This window comes from Paraburkholderia phenoliruptrix (assembly GCF_902859825.1).
Taxonomy (GTDB): Bacteria; Pseudomonadota; Gammaproteobacteria; order Burkholderiales; family Burkholderiaceae; genus Paraburkholderia; species Paraburkholderia phenoliruptrix.
On record NZ_CADIKB010000022.1, the window covers coordinates 1 to 20531 of the forward strand.

The window sequence follows — 20531 nt, forward strand, 5'->3', positions numbered from 1 at the left end:
CCGCCCTGAAGCGTTCGCCCTCGAAATCCAACATTGACCATGATCGCAAGGTCGCATAATCTATGCCGCACCCGCCGTCCCAACCTTCAACTGTCTGTGGGACATTGCCGAGACCCGTGTTGCGCGGGTCTTCGCGCGTCACCTTCAGGTCCGCGCGCGGCAACGTATAGTCGTAATCGACGCTTGTCACCGCGCCCGTGGTCAGCGCATGGGAAACCGACAGGTCGTGGATGTGCTCCTCGTCGATGCGTCGACCGGTCGGCGGCTCGTAGCGGATGGCGGCATAGGCATCACCGAGCGGCTTGAGTGCGCCCATGGTGTCACACAGGACGAGCCGGTGCTTGCCGTCGCTATGTTCGAAGAAATAGAAAATCCCCCATTCTTCCCACAGCCGCTGAAGGAATGTCCAGTCGCTCTCGAAATGCTGCCGCTGGATGTCGCGCTTCGGCCATGTCTTGTTCGGGCGCGGCGTGGTCAGCCGTTTCTCGACGGGGAACGGGTACGCCGAGAGCACCGCATCGGTGATGTCGATCACCGACATGTCCTGGAAGATGCGACAGTCACTGTTCTTCGTGGCCTGCCAGAGCCACGGGCGCAGCGTGAGCGCGTAGACAATCGAGCGACCGTCTTCGCGAAGCATCCGCGCATCGCTCACGATACCGGTGATCTCGCGCGTGCCCGCGCCGATGTTGGCCACGCCCGCGTTACCCGCGAGGCCGGGAATGAAATGCCCCTTGCCCTCCAGCTGGATCGAGACCGTCACCTCGGTCCCGACGAACCTGTCAAGTTCGACGTTCGCCGCGATGCTCTGTGAGAACGCGAGCGCATCGGGCGTCTTCAGCTCGATTGTGTATTCGAACAGCTCGCCGATCGTCTCGCGGCCCGTGAGTTTGACCGGCGTGAGAATCGGCTGGCCGCCATACATCGGCAGCGCCGCGCCGGAAACCGAGAGTGTCCGTGGTGCATCAAACAAGGCCATTCCGGCATCTCCATTGAATCGGTCGGATCATTGACCGTCTGTCATGTATTGGACATGTGACGGATGCCCTTCCTTATTTCCAACCATTAACGTGCAAACAACCTGACAACATCACCAGGAAAACTAGATAAGTGATCGCTACCACAATCTTCTTGAACATATATCCTCACTTCAGTCGCGCTTATGCGCGCACGCCCCACAGTTCGAGTTTGAGCGACGGGAAGTCGCCCGCCACGTGCAGCGCGATCCCGCCGTGGCGCACGACTTCCTCCCAGAGCGGCCCGCCCTGGGTGAGCTCGTAATAGATGTAGCCCGCGTTGAACGGAATCTGCCGGGGCGGCACCGGCAGCGCCTGCAAGCCGATGCCCGGCAGGTGGCTACGCACGAGGCTCGGCAGCTTGTCCGACGGACCGGCCTTCGCCTGCGCGACGAACTGCTGCTGCAGCACGTCCGGCGGCATCGCAGCATGCACGGCCAGCACGAGCGCCGTGAAGCCCTGCATGTCGACCGGATCGACCACCGCGTTACGCATGCCGTGGCCGCGATCCTCCAGCGCGATGCTCTGCGCGCTGCGGACCAGCACCGCATTGAGCAGACGATGCGTGTCGTCGACCACCGGCTTCAGGCACAGGTGCGGCGTCGTGTGCTGATACGGCGGATGCGTGTCGAGCGGCCGACGCGTGTCGGTACGCAGATGCGTCGACAGCTCGCCCGCCATGCTGATCAGTAGCGCGTAGACATCGGCTGGCGATGTAGCCGGCACCCGCAGCAGGTGCTGCAACAACGGCTCGTAACGGTTCAAAATCTGCAGCAGCAGGTAATCAGTGACCGTCGCCGCGCTTGCAGTCGTGTCGTCGGTGCCGGCGAGCCGCTGTGCGAGGGCGTTGGCGCGCAGCCGCGCGAGGTCGTGGATCTTCGTGACCCAGCCCGTTAGCAAATCGCTTGCGCCATAGCCGGACACTGGCGGCACGAGCGTGTCGTCCAGCTCGATGCTGCCGTCCGCGCGGATCGTCTTCACGCGCGTGAGCGCGAGACCGATCCACGCATCGCCCAGTTCCTTTTCGGGCAGCAGGCGCACGCGCAGGCTCGACAACTGCACCGGTTCAGGCGCGAGGCCGATCGAATTCGTGTCGCGCAACTCGGTGTCGAACACCAGATAGCGCGCAAGCGAATCCGCCGTGTTCTCGAAGGTGGTCTCCTCGCAATTCGGCAGCCGCACGGGCACGGCCAGATAGATGACCTGGTCGAGATGTTCCGGCCGGATCGTCAGCGGCGGCGGCAATGGCGTGTTACCCGGCGCATCGAACGGCGTGCCGTCGGCAAACACGCCGACGGCCGACTTGACGATCACCTTGCCAAGCGCCAGCGCCTCGATGTCAAGCGCGAAATGCGTGAAGCCGAAGAAGAACGGCGACAGCGGTGCCGCGCGCATGTGCGCGTACTTCTCGAAATAGCGGTCCTGCTGCTGGAACAGCTGCGGGCGGAAAAACAGCCCTTCCTGCCAGGCGACCTTGGCGTACCAGCTCATGCGGACCTTCCGTTTCGTTGCGCAAAGAGTTTCATTTTTTTGTTTCGGTGATCTTGACGGCGTTCGTCTCGAGATCGATCGTCAGTTTCAGCTTCGGCGTCGAGAAGCTGTACCAAGCCTTGTCCATGGTGACCGGCATCGTGTAGACCGTGCGCCACACCGAATTCGGCAGGTCGCGGTAGGCCGCAATCACGCCGATGGCTGTCGTCGCCGCGTCGGGCCGCCGAACGATCGTCTGATGCTCGCCGGGGCGCAGTTGCAGCTCGTCGCGCTTCACGACGTCGTCGGCCAACACCGTCTTGTCCTGGGTCTGCAGCGTGAAAAAATCGGCTGCCTTGAAGGCGCCGTCGTTCTTCAACTCGTAAATCCGCACCACGATCGGCGCAGCCCGCCCACGGTCGTCCGGATTCACGCCGGGCAGCGCGTTCACGCTCATGTCGAGCCGGATCGGCTCCTTCGGCTTCGGCTCGCCGCTGCCCGCGCAGGCGGAAAGCGCGAGCGCACAGGCGAGCGTGGTGACGGTCGGTATCGGACGCATGCAGAAATGAACCATGATTGACGGCACCGGACGCAACACACCCGGTGGAGGCTATGCCCCTTCACCGAGTGCGTGCGATCCGAGCGATTACGCTTCCTTGTTGCCCTTGATGTCGAAGCTGGCCGTGACCGCGCCGCCACTACCGCCCTGGGCGTTCTGCACGACGTATTCCTGCTTGACCTTCGCGAACGACAGCGACACCGACTCGCGGCTCTTCTCCGCGTCGGTCTTGCTGCCCGACGGCTTCACGCGCGTGACGATCACGTCGCTCATCGTGAGCTTCAGGTATTCGAGCGGATTGCCGCCGGCCTTGCGCATCACGAGCGTCGCCTGGTCGATGTGCTTGCCCGTCAGCGCGTACTTCATCAGGTTCGGACTCGCGCGATCGATGTTGTGCTCGAACGTCAGATCCTTGACGGTCGCCTTGCCGGCGCCGCCACCGCTACCAGCGTGCATCGACGATTCCTGCTGGATTTCCCAGTCCCAGTTCAGAACTTCGATTTCATCCTTGTGCTTGTCGTCAAGCGACTCGCCGTTGATGCCGTCGATTTTCAGGAAGATGTCCTGTGCCATTGCAATGCTCCTTCAGGTGGAAGAGAAGACGCCGAAGTCCGTCCATGCGGCTCAAATGAACTCCGGCGAAACGGGGAAATGCGCGGGAAGCGAATCAGGCTGCTTCCTTGATCGACGGCAGCTTCGTGACGAGCCGCAGCGAGACGGTCAGGCCTTCGAGCTGGAAGTGCGGACGCAGGAAGAATTTCGAGGTGTAGTAACCGGGGTTACCCTCGACCTCTTCCACTATCACTTCGGCGGCTGCGAGCGGCCGGCGCGCCTTCGTCTCCTGCGACGAGTTGACCGGATCGGCGTCGACGTAATGCATGATCCATTCGTTGAGCCAGCGCTGCATGTCCTCGCGCTCCTTGAACGCGCCGATCTTGTCACGCACGATGCACTTCAGGTAGTGCGCGAAGCGCGAGCACGCGAACAGGTACGGCAGGCGCGAGGACAGGTTCGCGTTGGCCGTCGCGTCCGCATCGTCATACTCGGCGGGCTTTTGCAGCGACTGCGCGCCGATGAACGTGGCGTGGTCGGTGTTCTTGCGGTGTACGAGCGGAATGAAGCCGTTCTTCGACAGCTCGGCTTCGCGGCGATCGGAGATCGCGATTTCCGTCGGGCACTTCATGTCGACGCCGCCATCGTCGGTCGGGAACGTATGGCAAGGCAGATTCTCGACCGTGCCGCCCGACTCGACGCCGCGGATCAGCGAACACCAGCCGTACTGCTTGAAGGACCGGTTGATGTTGACGCCCATCGCATACGCGGCATTGGCCCACCCATAGCGGTTGTGGTCTGAGCCGTTGGTGTCTTCCTCGAAATCGAATTCGTCGACCGGGTTCGTCTTCGCGCCATACGGCAGGCGAGCGAGGAAGCGCGGCATCGCCAGACCCACGTAGCGCGCGTCTTCAGTGTTGCGCATCGAGTTCCACGCGGTGTATTCGAGGTTCTGCGTGAAGATCTTCGTCAGATCGCGCGGGTTCGCCAGCTCCTGCCACGATTCCATCTGCAGCACCGAAGGCGCGGCGCCCGTAATGAACGGCGTGTGCGAAGCAGCCGAGACCTTCGCGATCGAACCGAGTAGGTCGACATCAGGAGGTGTATGGTCGAAGTAGTAGTCTGCAACAAGGCACCCATACGGCTCGCCACCGAGCTGGCCGTATTCCTCTTCGTAGACCTGCTTGAAGAGCGGGCTCTGATCCCAGGCAAGGCCCTTGTAGCGGCGCATCGTGCGATGCAACTCGGTCTTCGAGACATCCATGAAACGGATCTTCAGATGCTCGTCGGTCTCGGTGTTCGAAACAAGGTGGTTCAGGCCGCGCCAGGCCGATTCGAGCGCCTGGTAATCCTCGTGGTGCAGGATCAGGTTGATCTGCTCGGAGAGCTTGTGGTCGATCTGCGCAATGATCGCGGCAATGCTCTTGTAGGCATCGTCGCTGATCGTGACCGTCTGAGCCAGCGCCTGCTCGGCGAGCGTCTGGACCGCATGCTCGACGGCTTCACGCGCTTCGTCGGTCTTGGGACGGAATTCTCGCTCCAGCAGTTGCGTGAAATCGGACTGGGTCTGCTGGGTCGTGGACTGGGCCGCAACGGCCCGGGCTTCCTGTTTCGCCATAATGTTCTTCCTGAATCGTTTTGCGGTCAGTTCGCGGTGGTGTCGTCAGTACCCTGGCGTTCAAGCTTCGGTGCAGCCGCCAGCGATTTGAGCAGGGCCGGGTCCTGCAGCAGCTGTGTGACGAGCGTCTCGGCGCCCGACTTGCCGTCCATGTAGGTCTGCAGATTCGCGAGCTGGGTGCGCGCTTCGAGCAGCTGGCGCAGCGGCTCGACCTTGCGCGCGATCGCCGCGGGCGAAAAATCCTCCATGCTCTCGAAGGTCATGTCGACCATCATCTGGCCTTCGCCCGTCAGCGTATTCGGCACGGCGAACGCCACGCGCGGCCGGATCGCTTTCATGCGCTCATCGAAATTGTCGATGTCGATTTCCAGGAAGCGCCGGTCGGTGACAGCCGGTAGCGGCTCGATCGGGTGCTTGCCCGAGAGGTCGGCGAGCACGCCCATCACGAACGGCAGCTCGACCTTCTTCTCCGAGCCATAGACCTCGACGTCGTACTCGATCTGCACACGCGGCGCACGGTTGCGCGCGATGAATTTCTGCGAACTGCTGGAAGCGGACATGAAAGAGGCTCCTGAACGGTGGTCAATGGACGGCGAGCTCAGCGGACCGGCTCGTCTGAATGAAGGGGGATCGCCTCGAACGTGAGCGCGCAAGCCGGTGCGGCAGATGCATCGGACACTGCGATTGCAATGCGCAAGAGCGTGGCTTTCGCGACGAAGGCGTCGAGCCAGAGCGCGGACAGGCGCGGCAGTACGTGCTGCTCGATGAAACCGATCAGTACGCGCGCGCCGGTCTCCTGCACAAGGCACCGGCCAACGACGTAATCGACGACCGCGTCGTCGTATGTGAGCGCGATGTCGTGGCTGTCGGCCATGCGCTTCACAACCCGGCCCAGATGCAGGCGCACGATGCTGGCGAGCGCGTTATCGGCCAGCGGCCGGTACGGCACGACAGCGACGCGCCCGAGGAACGCCGCCGGGAAGGCCTTGAGCAGTTCCGGCGTGAGCGCCTCGCGCAGTCCCTCCAGGTCCGGCGCGAGCGAAGGATCGGCGCACAGGCTCGCGCTCAGATCGGAGCCCACGTTGCTCGTGAGCAGAATCGTCGTGTTGCGGAAATCGATGTAACGGCCGTCGCCATCTTCCATGTAGCCCTTATCGAACACCTGGAAGAACATCTCGTGCACGTCGCGGTGCGCCTTCTCGATCTCATCGAGCAGCACCACCGAATACGGGCGACGGCGCACGGCTTCAGTCAGCACCCCACCCTCGCCGTAACCGACATAGCCGGGCGGCGCACCTTTCAGGCCCGACACCGTGTGGGCTTCCTGATACTCGCTCATGTTGATCGTGATCAGGTTCTGCTCGCCGCCATACAGCGCTTCGGCGAGCGCCAGCGCCGTTTCGGTCTTGCCGACACCGGAGGGACCGGCGAGCAGGAACACGCCCAGCGGCTTCTTCGGGTCCGTGAGACCGGCACGCGCGGTCTGCACGCGCTCGCCGATCTGGCGCAGCGCGTCGGTCTGACCGATCACGCGAGATTCGAGCGTGGCGGGCAGTGTGCGCACGGCCGCCACCTCGTCCGTGACCATGCGGCCCGTTGGAATTCCGGTCCAGTCCGACACGATTTCCGCGACAATGGCCTCGTCGACCTCCGGAAAGACGAGCGGTGCATCGCCCTGCAATTCGGCAAGCTTGCGTTCGAGATCCTGCAACGTCACGACCGAAACCGGCACCCGGTCCGGCCCACCGTCGATCGGCACGATACATTCACGCGCCGCGAGCAGTTCCTGCGCTGCGGCAGCCTGCTCCCGCCAACGGGCCTCAACCGCCACCTCTTCCAAAGCCAGTGCATCCATGCGCGAACGAACGCCTGTCAGCGTCTTGTCGGCATCGAGGCCGATGCGCGCTTCTTGCACGAGCAACGCTTCCTCGGCCCGTGCGGCTGCAAGACGCTGCCGTACATCGTTCAGCTCGCGTGGCGCTGCATGTTGCGACAGCGCGACTCGCGCACATGCGGTGTCGAGCAGGCTGATCGCCTTGTCCGGCAACTGACGCGACGGAATGTAACGGTGCGAGAGCGTGACCGCCGCGCGGATCGCCGCGTCGCGCACCACGACGCCGTGATGCGTCGAAAACGTTTGCACGAGACCGCGCACCATATCGACGGCAGCCGCTTCGGACGGCTCTGCCACCTGCAGGACCTGAAAGCGGCGCGTGAGTGCCGGGTCTTTCTCGATGTGGCGCTTGTACTCCGTCCAGGTCGTCGCGCCTACGGTACGGATTGTGCCGCGCGCCAGCGCGGGCTTCAGCAGGTTTGCCGCGTCACCCGTGCCGGCCTGACCACCCGCCCCGATCAGCGTGTGGATCTCGTCGATGAAGAGGATCACGGGCACAACCGACTTCGCGGCCGCTTCAAGCAGCCCTTTCAGACGCGCTTCGAATTCCCCCTTCATGCTCGCGCCCGCGAGCAATGCGCCGACATCGAGACTCAACAGCCGCACATCGGCCAGTTTCGGCGGCACGTTGCCCGACGCAATGCCATGCGCGAGCCCTTCCACGACGGCGGTCTTGCCGACCCCGGCCTCACCCGTCAGAGCGGGTTGTTCTGCCGGCGGCGCAGCAGCACATCGATCATCGTGCGGATCTCGCGCTCGCGGCCAATCACCGGATCGATCCCGCCATCACGCGCGCGGGCCGTCAAATCGGTACAGTACTGCTCGAGTGAGGCGCCCTTCGATGCAGTGGGCATCGCGCCGGACGCCTCGCCGGGTGTGGCTGCCGAAAAATCACTGTGGTCATAGGGCGCATCGGCGGCTTCGGGGGAGCCGTCGATCCACGCGGGCAGCACGTCGTCCAGTGCGTCGACGGGGATCTTGCCGAACGCCGAAGAAATCGACAGCAGTACGCGCCGCAGTTCGGGCGTCGACACGAGCGCAGCAACGAGCCACGCACCGCGCACACGGCGGTCGCCATGTCTGAGCGTCGCAAGCACCCACGCACGTTCGATGGCCGACTCGATATGCCACGAGAAATCGCTGATCGAGCTGGCGCCAGCGGGCAGCGCCGCGAGCGCCCGTGCGAAGTCGCGATCGAGCACGTCGCGGTCGATGCCCGCGTGCCGCACGATGCGATGCAGATCGCTGTCCGGTTGCTGCAGCAGCTGGTGCAGCCAGTGGATGAGTTCCACGTGCGGGTTGCCCCGCAGCTTGCAGAACTGCGTTGCCGATTCGATGCTGCGGTAAAGCTGAACCCCGAGCTTGCCGAACAGTGCCCGGCGTGAAATCGTCATGCGTACCTTCTTGTTGTCCTTCGGTGTTTTCCTGGCCCCGCCAGAGCGATCAGGAGTCCTATTCAGGCGGCAGATGCGCCAACTCTGCTGGCATGCAATTGCGGCCTTAATCCACTGCCCCGTTTCAAACCGTGAGAACGAGAAAAATCTCCCAAGGCGCGCATTATTCTCACGAATACGCGTCGCCGCCAACTTACGCGCAGAGGCGAATCCGAGTCGAATCGTACCTCACGCCATCACATCCCGACCAATACCCTACTGCAATCATCGGATTCGCCGCCCAGCGAACCATACACAAGCCTTACAACCATCAAGTCATTGTTAATGTTAGGAAATTTAGATTTATTTACAGAAACTTTGACACTTTTTCTGCAAGCACTGATTATCATGATGTTTTATCTTTATTGACTTTTACATTTGACGTTATCTGACATTTATTGACCACAAAAATCCCCTTATCTCAAATTCCTGATAATTCACCACTAGATCAGGATGACTCAACCGGGGGATAGACGGGTCCCTGCGACTCATGTTTAAAATGCGGGCTTCCTGTCACCGGACACCGCCGATGCGCTCCCTACGCCTGCCCTGGCGCCGCCAACCGGAAGTCGCGCACACCGAACCTGTGCTGCGCGACGGGCGCGGGCGACGCTCGGCCAGCATCCCCGAATCCGACCTTCCAGCACGCGAAGCGCCTGACCGTTCGCCAGGCGATGACGCCGTGCTCGGCCTGATCGGCATCGGAAGCATAGACAGCGCCGCGGCGAATGCACGCGCTCCGGCCCCCTGCCCCACCCGGCGACGCCGACAGCGCCGAGGCGCTTGTCGATGCACTGCATGCACAGTACTGGCGCGCCCTTGCCGATCCCCAAGCGTCCCTAAGCGGTTCGTGGGCGCCGCAAGTGGACGAGCCGTCAGCACACGCGGCAACACACGACGCGCCGGACGAGTGGCACGCTCAGGACGTTCATCGCGAATCCTCGTCAATCGAAGCCCTGCTTTCGGGCGAACGCACGCTCGACGATGTGTTCGGCCGGCTGGAAGGCAACCCCGCGCTCGAAGAAGCGTCCGTTCCGGAAGTGCTGCGGCTCTTTGCTCCCCCTGAATATCACGCGGCCGAGGCACGTCGCGCACCTGCCCTGCCGCCTGCGCTCACCCGGCGCGAGCACCACGCGCTGTCGGTCGACAGCCCGCTTGCCGCACCTGCACGTGAGGAAAAAGAATGACCCGGCTGAATGCTTCCGATTCGCCTCACACCCATCGCCTGAGCAACACCCCACTCATCGAGCAGATTGAGCGCATCGAGACGCGCGTGCGCGCCCAGCCGACCACCGCCTCGCATCGCTGGGCGCTGTTCCAGTTGCTGTGCGTGACAGGTGACTGGGCGCGCGCCATGCAGCAATTGCAGACGTGGGCAAAGCTCGACCCGCAGCAGGCACCGACCGCGCAGGCCTGCCGCGACCTGATTCGCGCCGAACGCTGGCGGGCAAGAGTTGTCTCGGGACAGGAACGCCCGGGATTCGTCCACGAACCGGCCGAGTGGGTCAAGGAATTGGTCGGCGCGCTGCGGCTTACGGCAGATGGGCAAAGCGAGGCCGCCGACAAGGCGCGCGAACGGGCGCTGGAGGCGGCGCCGCTCATCGCCGCCCGTACGCCACAGGGAGTCGCGAACTGGATTGCAGATAGCGATTCGCGCTTCGGTCCAGTCTGCGAAGTCATCACGGCGGGGCACTACCGCTGGGTGCCATTCGCCGATCTGGCTGCATGGCGCGTGTCGTCACCTGCGAACCTGATCAATCTCGTCTGGGCACCGTGTGTGCTGACGTTGACCGACGGCAGCGTCGTACGTGGCTTCATGCCTGCGCGCTACCCCGGTTCTGACACTGCTGCCGATACGCTGCGGCTCGGTCGCGAAACGGTCTGGCACGAAGCGGGGCGTACCGCCGTCATCGCCCTCGGACAGAAAACCTGGACGACCGAACAGGGCGACTTCGGTCTGTTCGAGCTGGCCAACACGGAGTTCGGCGCGCACGTATTGCCGATGGCGGCAGACGGCGCGACCACCGAGGAGCAGGTTGATGACCGGGAATAAGAAGCATCCCGCGCCCGTCGACACGCTGGCCGCACGCACACCGCGGCGGGCCAACGCGCACATGATGCCAACACTGCTCGACCGGCTGCGCGATGATGCGCCCTACCGCCCGATCGAAGCGCCCGAGGAATACACGGTGACGCGCAAGCAGATGCGCGACATCGTGCAGCGCGATCTGGCCTATCTGCTCAACACCACGAGCATCGAAGACCAGCTCGATCGCGAGCGCTATCCGCAGGCGGCCGCATCGACGGTCAACTTTGGCGTGCCGCCCCTCGCGGGCACCTTTCTGGCGTCGCGCCAGTGGAACGACATCGAGCGGATGATCCGGCAGGCCATTACCGATTTCGAGCCGCGGCTGATCCCCGATTCGCTGGTGGTGGCGCCCCGTCATGCGCTCGACGCCAGCGACCATCACCACGTCCTCGCGTTCGAGGTGCGCGGCATGGTTCACATGGACCCGTATCCGCTCGAATTCATGGTGCAGAGCTCGCTCGATCTGGAGACGAGCGAGATCCAGATCACCGGCATGCGCGCCAGTTGAACGCGACGCACCACAACGACAACAACGAGACCCATCCGATGGACCCGCGACTGCTCGACTATTACAACCAGGAACTCATCTACATGCGCGAGCTCGCCACAGAGTTCGCGCAGGCGCACCGGAAGATCGCGCGCCGCCTCGGCATGCAGGCGGGCGAAGTGGCCGACCCTTACGTCGAGCGCCTGATCGAGTCGTTCTGCTTCATGGCCGCACGCATGCAGATCAAGCTCGACGCGGAGTTTCCCCGCTTCACGGGGCGGCTCCTGGAAGTGATCTACCCGAACTACGTCGCGCCGACACCGTCGATCGCGGTCGCGCGCCTCTATCCGGGCCGGGCCGAAGGCAATCTCGCCGAGGGGTATCGCATCGCGCGCGGCACGTCGTTCACCGCTCGAGTTCCCGACGGCGAGAAAACCGCTTGCCAGTTCACCAGCGGCCAGGACGTGACGCTGTGGCCGCTCACGATCACCGAAGCTCGCCTGACCGGCATTCCGCCCGACATTCCGGCGCTCGACCGCTATGTGCCACCCGACACGCAGGTGCGTGGCGCACTGCGGTTGCGGCTGTCGACCACCGGCGACATGCGCATCGCGGACCTGAAGGGACTCGACCGGCTGCCCGTGTATCTCTCGGGCGACGAGCAGGTTGCCTCGCACCTGTTCGAGCTGCTGCACGTCGCGGGCGTCGCGTCCGTGATCGCCGCGCCTGGCGAATTTGGTGCACCGGGCCGTCCGCCCGCGGCCGTCACGCAGAGCGCGGTCGAACATGAAGGGTTACGCACCGATCAGAATCTGCTGCCGCTCACCTGGACCAAATTCCATGGGCACAACCTGCTGCATGAGTACTTCGCGTGTCCGGCGCGGTTCTGGTTCTTCGCGTTGAATGGGCTTGCCGAAGGCCTGTCCCGCGTGAACGGTCGCGAAGTCGAAATCGTCGTACTGCTCGACCGGGCGCCGGGCCAACTCGCGAACCTCGTCGACGCGTCGCGCTTTGCGCTCTTCTGTACCCCTGTCATCAATCTCTTCAATAAGCATACTGATCGCATCGAAATCTCGCCGCGCGACACCGAGTTTCATCTGGTGCCCGCACGCCTTGCGCCACTCGACTACGAGGTGTTCTCGGTCGAGACGGTGTACGGACAGGTGGCGGCGACCTCGGATGAACAGGAATTCCGCCCGCTCTACCAGACGCTGAACAACGACGAAGGCAATCACGGGCGGTACTTCTCGACCCGGCGCGAGCGGCGGCTCGTGTCGGATTCGGCGCGCCGTTACGGCACGCGCACACCCTATGTCGGCACCGAAGTGTTTCTGTCGCTCGTCGACCAGCACGAAGCGCCCTATGGCGAAAACATCCGATTTCTGTCGGTCGATGCGCTGCTGACAAACCGCGATCTCGCGACGCTTGTGCCGCGCGACGGCGTGCGGGACCTCGAGACGGCGCAATCCGCGCCTGTCGACAGCATCGGGCTCATTCGCCCGCCGAGTCCACCATTGCCACCGTATGCCGAGCGCGAGATGGCGTGGCGTCTGATCCGCCAGCTCAATTTCAACTACCTGCCGCTCGACGAGCTCGATCACCGTGAGGGCGGCCAGAGCCTGCGCGATCTGCTGCGCCTTTATCTTGCGGACAGCGATACAGGACACAGCCGCCAGGTCGAAAGCCTCGTCGGCGTGAAAACGCGCCCTGTGACGCGCAAGCTGCCGGGTACCGGCCCGATGACCTTCGGGCGCGGCATCGAGTGTGCGCTGACCGTCGACGAGACGGGTTTCTCGGGCGTGAGTCCCTATCTCTTTGGCGTGATCCTCGAGCACTGGCTCGCGCGCCACGTGTCGATCAACAGCTTCACGCAGACCGAGCTGCACTCGATGCAACGCGGCCGCATTGCGCGCTGGCCGGTGCGCACGGGCACCCGCGGAGTCCTGTGATGAAGCGTGCCAGCCTGCCCGCACTAGTGCGCGACAGCACACTCTCGCCCGAGCTGCTCGAACGCCTGCAGGCCGAGCCGTGGCGCTTCGGCTTCCTGTCACTGCTGCGGCGCATTGGCGCAAACGCGGCCATCGATCCGGTCGGCACCGCCCGCCGACCCCAGGCGGAGCCGTTCCGGCTTGGGCAGCAGCCGAGCCTCGCGTTCGCGCCGCGTGAAGTCGCGAGCGTGCAGGAAGCCGCTGGGCGACTCAAGGTGCGGCTGTTCGGTCTCGGCATGCTTGGACCTAACGGGCCGCTGCCGATCCACGTGACTGAGATGGCGAAGGATCGCGAGGATAGTCGCCGCGACATGACGACGGTCGACTTCTTCGACATTTTTCATCACCGGTTCTTCACGCTGTTCTATCGCGCGTGGTCGTCGGCACAGGCGACGGCTGGCCTTGACCGGAAAGACGACGAGCGGTTTTCGTTCTACATCGCAGGCCTCACCGGGCAGGACACGCGTGAAATCGCGGATCGCCCCCTGCCCTCGCATGCCCGTCTGGCGGCGTCGGCTCACCTTGTGCGCGAATCGCGCAATCCGGACGGACTGCGCGCCACGCTTGCACACTACTTCGGCGTGCCGGTCGCGATCGAGGAGAACGTGTTCCACTGGATCGAAATCGATCCGGCCGACCAAGGCCGTATGGGCCGTCCCGGCCCCGCCTCGACGATGGGCCAGGCCGCGATGCTCGGCCGCGTCGCGCCGGATCGTCAGCACCGATTCCGCATCGTTATCGGCCCGGTTGATCTCAATGCGTATCTGCGCTTCACGCCCCAGGGCGAGGATCTTCCGCGGCTCGTCGAATGGGTGCGCGCGTTCGTCGGCTACGAACTGGAATGGGAGCTCGAATTGCGCATCAAGCCCGAGAGCGCGCCGCCGGCGGTGATGGGCGGTCAGCAGCGCATGGGATGGTCCGGCTGGCTGGGCCGCCCGAGTCTGGACAGGCCGATTACCGGTATGCGGTTCGAACCCGAACGCTACGCGAAGTCTTTCAATCGCCGCGACACTGAATCCGAAAATCGACAATGAGCAAAAAAACATCCGCGCAGCGGCTCGAATCCGGCAAGGACCCCATCAAGGGTGCGCCGCATCACGACTGGCTCGCACCTGTAAGCGACGCCGCGCCCTGCGGCTCGGACCTCGAATACGACCACGACTTCGTCGTGTTGTTTGCGAGTGCAGCGCCGAAACAGGACGTGCAGTACGGCGCGTTTGTCGGCGCGCCTGATCCTCTTAACTGGAGCGAAACCGAACGCGACTGCCGACGACTCATGATCCGCACGAAAGACATGCGGGTCGCGGTGCTCTACACGCGGTGCCGTACGCGGCTCGGCGGTGCGGCGGGTCTCGCCGAGGGCACTGGGCTGCTGGCCGCCTGGCTGGAGGCGTTCGCCGCGCACGTGCATCCGCAGCCCGACGTCGACGGCGAGCACGACGCGGCACTCGAAATGCGGATGAATGCGCTGCAGGCGCTCGCCGATCCCGAGGGGTTGCTCGCGGACGTGCGAGAAATCGTCCTCACGAAGTCGACGCTGGCACGACTGCAGGTGCGCGACGTCGAGCGCGCGTTCGCGCATCCGCGCGCCGCCGATGCGCTCGCGCCCGAGTCCGTTGCGCAGCAGTTGCAGGATCTGCGCACGCACCAACCCACAGTCTTGGCGGGCTTCGACGAGGCGGTCGCGAATCTTGCCGCGATCGACGACTGGTGCACCCGTCATCTCGAAGCGTACCAGCCAGACCTGTCGCCGCTGACGCGGCTGCTCGGCAGGTTAGGCGCGCCCGCGCAGGTGACCGCGTCCGAACCGGTCGACGCATGCGCGGAACGCGTTCCTGAAACGGACGAATCACTGGAAAGCGACGCGGCAGCCGTGCCCGAACCGTTAAATGCCGCACCTGTTGCTGTTCCCGAAAGCACGACGGCGCAATCCGGCTCTGCACCGGCTGATCGTCAGGCGGCGCTTGCCATGATCCGCACGGCCCGGACGTGGTTCGAAACGCACGAGCCGAGCAGCCCGATTCCGGTGTTGCTCAGGCATGCCGAGCAGTTCGTCGGCAAGCGCTATGCCGAGATCGTGCGTGCCATTCCCGCAGAGTTGCTGGCTGAATGGGAGCAGGCGGATGGCGCGTCGTGACCGTACGCATGTGGGAAGGAAATTAGCCGATTGCGTTACGAACCCATATTCCACCGGTTGCCGCCATGTAACCGGCTCATTGCCACTTATCTTGAAAGTATGGAGATACGAATGCACATGCAACTGACCCGACTTGCCGTCATAACACTCGCCTCCAGTCTTTTGCTCGCCGCCTGCAACTGGCTGCATCAGGGACCAGGTGCAGCCGATATTGACGGCGCTGTGCGTCGGGCGCTGGATGCGGAAAACAGAGGCGGTCTGAATGCGCTTGCCGGCAGCCCGCTGCCCACATCCGACGGTGTCGCGTCGGTGAAGCCCGATGGCGACTGCGCGAAAACGGGAAGCACAAACGGTGTCGAGGCCTTCACCTGCGGCGTCAGCATCGTCCTGAAGCGTGGTGGGTCCGGCGATGCGGGCACAACCCTTCACGCCGAACTGCAGTTTGCACGCGACAGCGATGGTCACTGGCAGACCTCCGGTGTCGACCGCGCGATTGCGGTCGGCACGGCGACGTCGATTATTGACCAGGCAGGGCGCGCGCTCTCGGGGCAGCCTGCCACGAATCCGCAGTGACGCTCGTCGCAGACGAGAGCATGGTATCCGTTTTGGAGACCATGTGCGGACGATGCCCGTAAAACCCGGCGCGCCCCTGATGCGGGCAACGGGCAGATTGAAAGCAGCCAGATCTTTGGAGAAGAGTTGGCTGCCGCTTGAACAATGACAACCGGTATTGGCCGCATTTGCGCTCGAGGCTGGCATAGGGAGAAACGTGGGATGTTTAAACGCGGGATTGTGTTGGTATTCATGGCGCTTGGCCTGCTCGCCGCCGGCTGCGCGACGGTCGTATCGGATGACTATTCGCCGGAGTTCAGTGGCGATTTCACCGTTACCGATAATTCGGGCGACCAGACCCTGAACCAGAAAGTACTGAAAATCACATTGCATGACGGTTCGGGCAACGTGATTGCAGTGGGCTCGGACAGGCCTGAAGTATGGCTCACCCGATGTCGCTCGCAGATTGGCAGCTTCGGGCACAGCGATGACGGCCATGAAATCCACGAAATGTGGTGTCTTGGTTCAGACAGGTTCAGCTACCTGTTTGTACATGGAAAACCTGGGCTGGAGGTACCGGAAGCGCTGATGATGAAGATGTTCAAGGACAGGCACGATGTGAAGTCCGGTTCCGGCTACGTCCTGCGCCGTTACATCCCCAACATGATCACGGTGACATACGCGCTGGAAAGGCAGGTTCCCCGTGATTAAGGTCTGCCCGCCTCGCCACTCACTGTAGGTATCGGCAATGCCTTGCACAGTGGGAAGAAGCAGATAGCTCGTGAAAGCGCTGCAAGACAAACGTATGCGACGGGACGGAAGACAGGAGCATGAGCGACCAACACTATTCGGCTGGCATCGGCGACCTAAAGCGAATGGTCTGGCGACAGCCGCGCAAGCCGGTTGAGAAAAAAACACCGCGGACAGGGCCGCGCTCGTTGCTGCGCGCGTCGATAGTAGCGATCGTCGTATCAGTGTTTGCCACCTGGGTGTGCCTCGACGCAATATTGAGTGACGCGCCTCGTACGGTTCCCGCCCACCATACCGGGAAGTGACGATGACACGACGAACGATTTCGATGGCGATCGTCTTGATCGTCATGGCTTAGATGCTGCAGTACGGTAGTGGCGCGCGCGCCGAGTACCGTGAGCAATGGATGGGCGCGGAAGAGCTGCAACACGAAACACAACGGCATGCGCCCGCCTCGACCAAAACGCGCAACGCCACGCATGGCCCGGACAGGCAGGCCGATGCGGCAACCGTGGGCTGCCCTCATACGCGGCAGCGCACGCAACCGATGGAAAACGATCCGATCGCGGCATTTGCGGCCCACACGGGAAAAACAGCATGATGAAGTCCTGCCAGACGACCGGCAGGCGAGTCCCGTCGTGACCGACGGTTTCATCGAAACCAGCAAGCCGCGCCCCATGAGCCTTGAACACGAGTCACACGAAAACGAAAAACCGGCTCTGTGCTCCGCGGAAACACGGGTCCGGTATTCGACGACGCTCGATCGCCTTGCTAAACGTTGTGGTTAGCAGCCGGCGACCCTAAGAACATTTCATGGCGCTCGCCACTAAACATTGCTGTCCACTCAATATCACTGCTGTCGCCGTCATGCCGGTACTCCGTCGCGGAGAAGACGATCTGAAAACCATAGTCGTGGCCGAATCGCTTCAACTCGTTGATATACCGGCCCAGGTCGATATCGTGAATTTCGTGCTGCTTGGGCGTGTCGAGAATCAGGAATTGCAGGGGTACCTCGCCGTTGAGTTCCGCCAGAGCCTGAATGACGGCCGCATGGTAGGCGAGGACCACCCGTACTTTCGTGCTGCCTTTGAGTTGGGCCAGTGACTCGGAACCAAACGTTGGTATGAAATCATCCTTGAATCGAATATCGTCCGAGACGTTGCTTGTCTGCAGAATGTCCAGCCACTTCAACAGAGCGTCCTTGATGGCGACGCGAAGCTTCACCACCCCGGGAGTCATCTCAGCGTCACGCGTCAGCGCCTGAACCCTATCGATGGCTTTGTCACGCTGCTCGATCGCCTCGGCGAGTCGCTTGCCCAGCAATTCCGCCCGTTCGATATCGCGTTTTCGCATTTCAAGATCGAGTACTTGGGAGGTCAGCGAATCGAGCGCAGATCGAGTCGCCTGCGCGACTGAGCTGTTCGCCGACGTATCACGCTGATTCTCGAGATCACTGATATGTAATCGGACCTGCTGCTGTTGCTGGAGAAAGGACTCTTTTCGCAGCGCATTGTGAACCGAGATCCGCTCCAGATCCTTGATCTGATCCCGGAGGTACAGCAAGTTCTTTGCGTAAGACTCGGTGCTGAACGCAAACAGTCCGCACCCCTCCACGCCGCAGATCTCGTTGAATGACGCAAATACGCGCTTCGCTTCTTCGTTCAAGTTCAGCGTCGCGACTTCCTCCTCGATCTCCGAGACGATCTGTGCCATGTTGACGCTGCGCTTGTCGATCTCAGCCACCTCAGCCTCAAGATCACGCAGATTCCTGCGTCGTTCTCCAATAAGCTGCTCCAGGGCGGCGACCGCCGCAGTGTTGGTAACTCCGGTCTGTTGCAGGCGGTCCATCTCGGTTCTGAACTTCACCAGCTTGCCCGTCACGTCCTGCAGCGAATCTGGATCGCCAGTCGTGGCTGAGCCGTCGGCCGCTCGGCGCCTGTCCAGCACCGGAGCAAGAATCTTCCGCGGTCCTTCGCTGAACCGAACTGGAACACGCAACGCGGCGCGTCAACGCTGCCACCCTTCATCGCTTGAGCGATGGGCCAAAATCGACAGCGGACAGACCAATGCTCGATGATGGGCTCGGTGATGGGCTGAAAAACAAAAAGCCCCGTAAGTCCTTGAACTTACGGGGCTTTTTCACCGCTTTTGGCGGAGACGGAGGGATTCGAACCCTCGATCCAGGTTTTGGCCCAGATGCTCCCTTAGCAGGGGAGTGCCTTCGACCTCTCGGCCACGTCTCCCAAACTTTCGCTCGCGCAGGGAGTCAGCGCGACGAAGCCAAGATAATAGCGGGCCGAACCGCCAAGGTCAATGTCTGACGAACATTTTTTGTGCCAATTTCGTCATTCACGGAGAATTTTTTCACACGGCCGCACTAACACCACTCACGAACGGGACGCTCCTGTACGCCCCGCCCTTTACATCGAATTACGCCTGATCCAGTTCGAAAGCCTTATGCAGCGCGCGCACGGCGAGCTCCATATACTTTTCGTCGATCAGCACCGAAATCTTGATTTCGGAGGTCGAGATCATCTGAATGTTGATGCCCTCTTCCGACAGCGTGCGGAACATCGTGCTTGCAATGCCCACGTGCGAGCGCATACCGACGCCCACCACCGACACCTTCGACACCTTCGGATCGCCCAGCACCTGCTCGGCTTGCACGTGACCCTTCACCTGATTCGTGAGAATGTCCATGGCGCGCTGATAATCGCCGCGGCCCACGGTAAACGTGAACGCCGTTTTGCCTTCGACGCTCTGGTTCTGGATGATCATGTCGACGTCGATATTCGCGTCTGCCACCGGGCCGAGAATCTGATACGCGATGCCCGGCTTGTCGGGCACACCCATCACGGCAATGCGAGCTTCGTCGCGCTGAAACGCGATGCCCGAGATGACTGCTTTTTCCATAGTCTCGTCTTCTTCAAAAGTAATCAGGGTGCCCGACTTCATTTCAGCGTCGAGCGGGATGAGCGGATCGGTCAGGCTCGACAGCACGCGCGTCTTGACCTGATATTTGCCGGCGAACTCCACCGAGCGGATCTGCAGCACCTTGGAACCCAGGCTTGCCATTTCCAGCATTTCTTCGAACGTCACGCGATCGAGCCGGCGCGCTTCTTCCACCACGCGCGGGTCGGTGGTATACACGCCGTCGACGTCCGTGTAGATCAGGCACTCGTCGGCCTTCAGCGCAGCCGCGACCGCGACCGCCGACGTGTCCGAACCGCCGCGGCCGAGCGTCGTAATGTTGCCCTCCGGGTCGATACCCTGGAAGCCCGTGATCACCACGACCTTGCCCGCTTCGAGATCGCGCAGCACGCGCTCGCCGTCGATTTCGCTGATGCGCGCTTTCGTGAACGCGCTATCCGTTTTGACCGGCACTTGCCAGCCGGCGTAGCTGACCGCGTCGACGCCGGCTTCCTGCAGCGCGATGGCGAGGAGGCCCGAGCTGACCTGCTCGCCGGTCGCGGCGATCATGTCGAGTTCGCGCGGGCTCGGCTGGGTCGTGATCTCTTTCGCGAGGCCGAGCAGGCGGTTTGTTTCGCCGGACATTGCCGACGGCACGACCACCATCTTGTGACCGGCCTTATGCCATTTCGCGACGCGCTTGGCGACGTTCTTGATGCGCTCGACCGAGCCCATCGAAGTGCCGCCGTATTTATGTACGATGAGTGCCATTGTCGTTCTGAACTGAAGGAGAAACCGCGCTGGCGCTTGCGACGACCGCACAAAAGCACAGGGGCGCAACGTCTCGTGAACGGCGGCAAAGTGTGTGGCGGCGTAGATGCAGCGCGTGCAGCACGCGCGGATTTGCCCGTGATTGATCGCTAATGGCTTACCGGAAAACTCGGATCACGATCGGAAAACCGACAAAAGCGACGGCAAAAGCGGGTCGGGCAAACAAGTTAACGTACCTGAAGAGGCGCAAAAAGACAAGCCGCAAAGGCCTCGGCGCCACTCGCGGACCACGCTCGGAACGCCTG

Annotated in this window: 17 protein-coding genes, 1 tRNA gene and 1 pseudogene; 9 read left to right on the plus strand and 10 right to left on the minus strand. The window is 62.7% G+C overall.

Translation table 11 applies throughout. The annotated features are described in order from the left end of the window. The 7 genes and pseudogenes from HV711_RS20405 to tssH form a co-directional block, all read right to left on the minus strand. Window positions 1–979, minus strand: a 979-nt coding sequence (locus HV711_RS20405) for a type VI secretion system Vgr family protein (protein ID WP_175145222.1), incomplete at its 3' end; no start/stop codon positions are given. A gap of 181 nt (window positions 980–1160) precedes the next feature. After that, window positions 1161–2507: a type VI secretion system baseplate subunit TssK gene (gene tssK / locus HV711_RS20410; RefSeq protein ID WP_035477815.1), complete on the minus strand. Its 1347-nt coding sequence runs from the start codon at window positions 2505–2507 to the stop codon at window positions 1161–1163. A gap of 31 nt (window positions 2508–2538) precedes the next feature. Next, the gene (gene tssJ / locus HV711_RS20415) at window positions 2539–3045 is read right to left on the minus strand and encodes a type VI secretion system lipoprotein TssJ (protein ID WP_035477872.1); all 507 of its coding nucleotides are present in this window, start codon (window positions 3043–3045) and stop codon (window positions 2539–2541) included. A gap of 87 nt (window positions 3046–3132) precedes the next feature. Further along, window positions 3133–3618, minus strand: a complete 486-nt coding sequence (locus HV711_RS20420) for an Hcp family type VI secretion system effector (protein ID WP_035477812.1) — start codon at window positions 3616–3618, stop codon at window positions 3133–3135. Window positions 3619–3712: 94 nt separating this feature from the next. Further along, window positions 3713–5215 (minus strand): type VI secretion system contractile sheath large subunit, encoded by a 1503-nt coding sequence (gene tssC, locus HV711_RS20425; protein ID WP_035477811.1) that lies wholly within the window; start codon window positions 5213–5215, stop codon window positions 3713–3715. A 26-nt stretch (window positions 5216–5241) separates the two neighbouring features. After that, window positions 5242–5775 (minus strand): type VI secretion system contractile sheath small subunit, encoded by a 534-nt coding sequence (gene tssB, locus HV711_RS20430; RefSeq protein WP_035477809.1) that lies wholly within the window; start codon window positions 5773–5775, stop codon window positions 5242–5244. 38 nt (window positions 5776–5813) lie between these two features. Next, a pseudogene (gene tssH, locus HV711_RS20435) lies at window positions 5814–8503 on the minus strand (type VI secretion system ATPase TssH). Window positions 8504–9270: 767 nt separating this feature from the next. Here tssH and HV711_RS20440 point away from each other — a divergent pair. The 9 genes from HV711_RS20440 to HV711_RS20480 all read left to right on the plus strand — a co-directional run bounded on the left by HV711_RS20440 (window position 9271) and on the right by HV711_RS20480 (window position 17146). Continuing rightward, window positions 9271–9729, plus strand: coding sequence for a TagK domain-containing protein (locus tag HV711_RS20440; protein ID WP_051223922.1), 459 nt, complete (start codon window positions 9271–9273; stop codon window positions 9727–9729). Beyond that, entirely contained in the window at window positions 9726–10595 is an 870-nt protein-coding gene (locus HV711_RS20445; RefSeq protein ID WP_035477807.1) for a type VI secretion system accessory protein TagJ, read from the plus strand. Before HV711_RS20440 ends, HV711_RS20445 begins: the two co-directional genes overlap by 4 nt. Further along, a complete protein-coding gene (gene tssE / locus HV711_RS20450) occupies window positions 10582–11139 on the plus strand; it encodes a type VI secretion system baseplate subunit TssE (RefSeq protein WP_035477805.1) in 558 nt (185 codons plus the stop codon). The genes HV711_RS20445 and tssE overlap by 14 nt, the downstream gene beginning before the upstream one ends. A gap of 38 nt (window positions 11140–11177) precedes the next feature. Beyond that, window positions 11178–13067, plus strand: a complete 1890-nt coding sequence (tssF, locus tag HV711_RS20455; RefSeq protein ID WP_035477870.1) for a type VI secretion system baseplate subunit TssF — start codon at window positions 11178–11180, stop codon at window positions 13065–13067. After that, window positions 13067–14140: a type VI secretion system baseplate subunit TssG gene (gene tssG, locus HV711_RS20460; RefSeq protein WP_035477803.1), complete on the plus strand. Its 1074-nt coding sequence runs from the start codon at window positions 13067–13069 to the stop codon at window positions 14138–14140. The genes tssF and tssG overlap by 1 nt, the downstream gene beginning before the upstream one ends. After that, complete coding sequence (locus HV711_RS20465; RefSeq protein WP_035477802.1) at window positions 14137–15243, plus strand: type VI secretion system protein TssA; 1107 nt, start codon at window positions 14137–14139, stop codon at window positions 15241–15243. Before tssG ends, HV711_RS20465 begins: the two co-directional genes overlap by 4 nt. 111 nt (window positions 15244–15354) lie before the next feature. Then, window positions 15355–15816 carry a hypothetical protein gene (locus tag HV711_RS20470; RefSeq protein WP_244142687.1) on the plus strand — a complete coding sequence of 154 codons (462 nt, stop codon included), beginning with the start codon at window positions 15355–15357 and terminating at the stop codon, window positions 15814–15816. Between the two features lie 201 nt (window positions 15817–16017). Continuing rightward, window positions 16018–16506, plus strand: coding sequence for a hypothetical protein (locus tag HV711_RS20475; RefSeq protein ID WP_035477799.1), 489 nt, complete (start codon window positions 16018–16020; stop codon window positions 16504–16506). Between the two features lie 445 nt (window positions 16507–16951). Then, window positions 16952–17146: a hypothetical protein gene (locus HV711_RS20480; RefSeq protein ID WP_175145224.1), complete on the plus strand. Its 195-nt coding sequence runs from the start codon at window positions 16952–16954 to the stop codon at window positions 17144–17146. Window positions 17147–17316: 170 nt separating this feature from the next. On the opposite strand, the gene HV711_RS20485 is transcribed toward HV711_RS20480, so the two are convergent. The 3 genes from HV711_RS20485 to HV711_RS20495 form a co-directional block, all read right to left on the minus strand. Beyond that, complete coding sequence (locus HV711_RS20485; protein ID WP_175145226.1) at window positions 17317–18543, minus strand: hypothetical protein; 1227 nt, start codon at window positions 18541–18543, stop codon at window positions 17317–17319. A 151-nt stretch (window positions 18544–18694) separates the two neighbouring features. After that, window positions 18695–18788 (minus strand) — tRNA-Ser (locus tag HV711_RS20490). A 187-nt stretch (window positions 18789–18975) separates the two neighbouring features. Beyond that, window positions 18976–20226 carry an aspartate kinase gene (locus HV711_RS20495; protein ID WP_013588854.1) on the minus strand — a complete coding sequence of 417 codons (1251 nt, stop codon included), beginning with the start codon at window positions 20224–20226 and terminating at the stop codon, window positions 18976–18978. Window positions 20227–20531: the final 305 nt, after the last annotated feature.

Excerpts from the sequence above, each read along its gene's own strand:
- tssK (WP_035477815.1), bottom strand. The coding sequence starts at position 2,507 with ATGAGCTGGTACGCCAAGGTCGCCTGGCAGGAAGGGCTGTTTTTCCGC.
- tssJ (WP_035477872.1), bottom strand. The coding sequence starts at position 3,045 with ATGCGTCCGATACCGACCGTCACCACGCTCGCCTGTGCGCTCGCGCTT.
- HV711_RS20420 (WP_035477812.1), bottom strand. The coding sequence starts at position 3,618 with ATGGCACAGGACATCTTCCTGAAAATCGACGGCATCAACGGCGAGTCG.
- tssC (WP_035477811.1), bottom strand. The coding sequence starts at position 5,215 with ATGGCGAAACAGGAAGCCCGGGCCGTTGCGGCCCAGTCCACGACCCAG.
- tssB (WP_035477809.1), bottom strand. The coding sequence starts at position 5,775 with ATGTCCGCTTCCAGCAGTTCGCAGAAATTCATCGCGCGCAACCGTGCG.
- HV711_RS20440 (WP_051223922.1), top strand. The coding sequence starts at position 9,271 with ATGCACGCGCTCCGGCCCCCTGCCCCACCCGGCGACGCCGACAGCGCC.
- HV711_RS20445 (WP_035477807.1), top strand. The coding sequence starts at position 9,726 with ATGACCCGGCTGAATGCTTCCGATTCGCCTCACACCCATCGCCTGAGC.
- tssE (WP_035477805.1), top strand. The coding sequence starts at position 10,582 with ATGACCGGGAATAAGAAGCATCCCGCGCCCGTCGACACGCTGGCCGCA.
- tssF (WP_035477870.1), top strand. The coding sequence starts at position 11,178 with ATGGACCCGCGACTGCTCGACTATTACAACCAGGAACTCATCTACATG.
- tssG (WP_035477803.1), top strand. The coding sequence starts at position 13,067 with ATGAAGCGTGCCAGCCTGCCCGCACTAGTGCGCGACAGCACACTCTCG.
- HV711_RS20465 (WP_035477802.1), top strand. The coding sequence starts at position 14,137 with ATGAGCAAAAAAACATCCGCGCAGCGGCTCGAATCCGGCAAGGACCCC.
- HV711_RS20470 (WP_244142687.1), top strand. The coding sequence starts at position 15,355 with ATGCACATGCAACTGACCCGACTTGCCGTCATAACACTCGCCTCCAGT.
- HV711_RS20475 (WP_035477799.1), top strand. The coding sequence starts at position 16,018 with ATGTTTAAACGCGGGATTGTGTTGGTATTCATGGCGCTTGGCCTGCTC.
- HV711_RS20480 (WP_175145224.1), top strand. The coding sequence starts at position 16,952 with ATGGGCGCGGAAGAGCTGCAACACGAAACACAACGGCATGCGCCCGCC.
- HV711_RS20495 (WP_013588854.1), bottom strand. The coding sequence starts at position 20,226 with ATGGCACTCATCGTACATAAATACGGCGGCACTTCGATGGGCTCGGTC.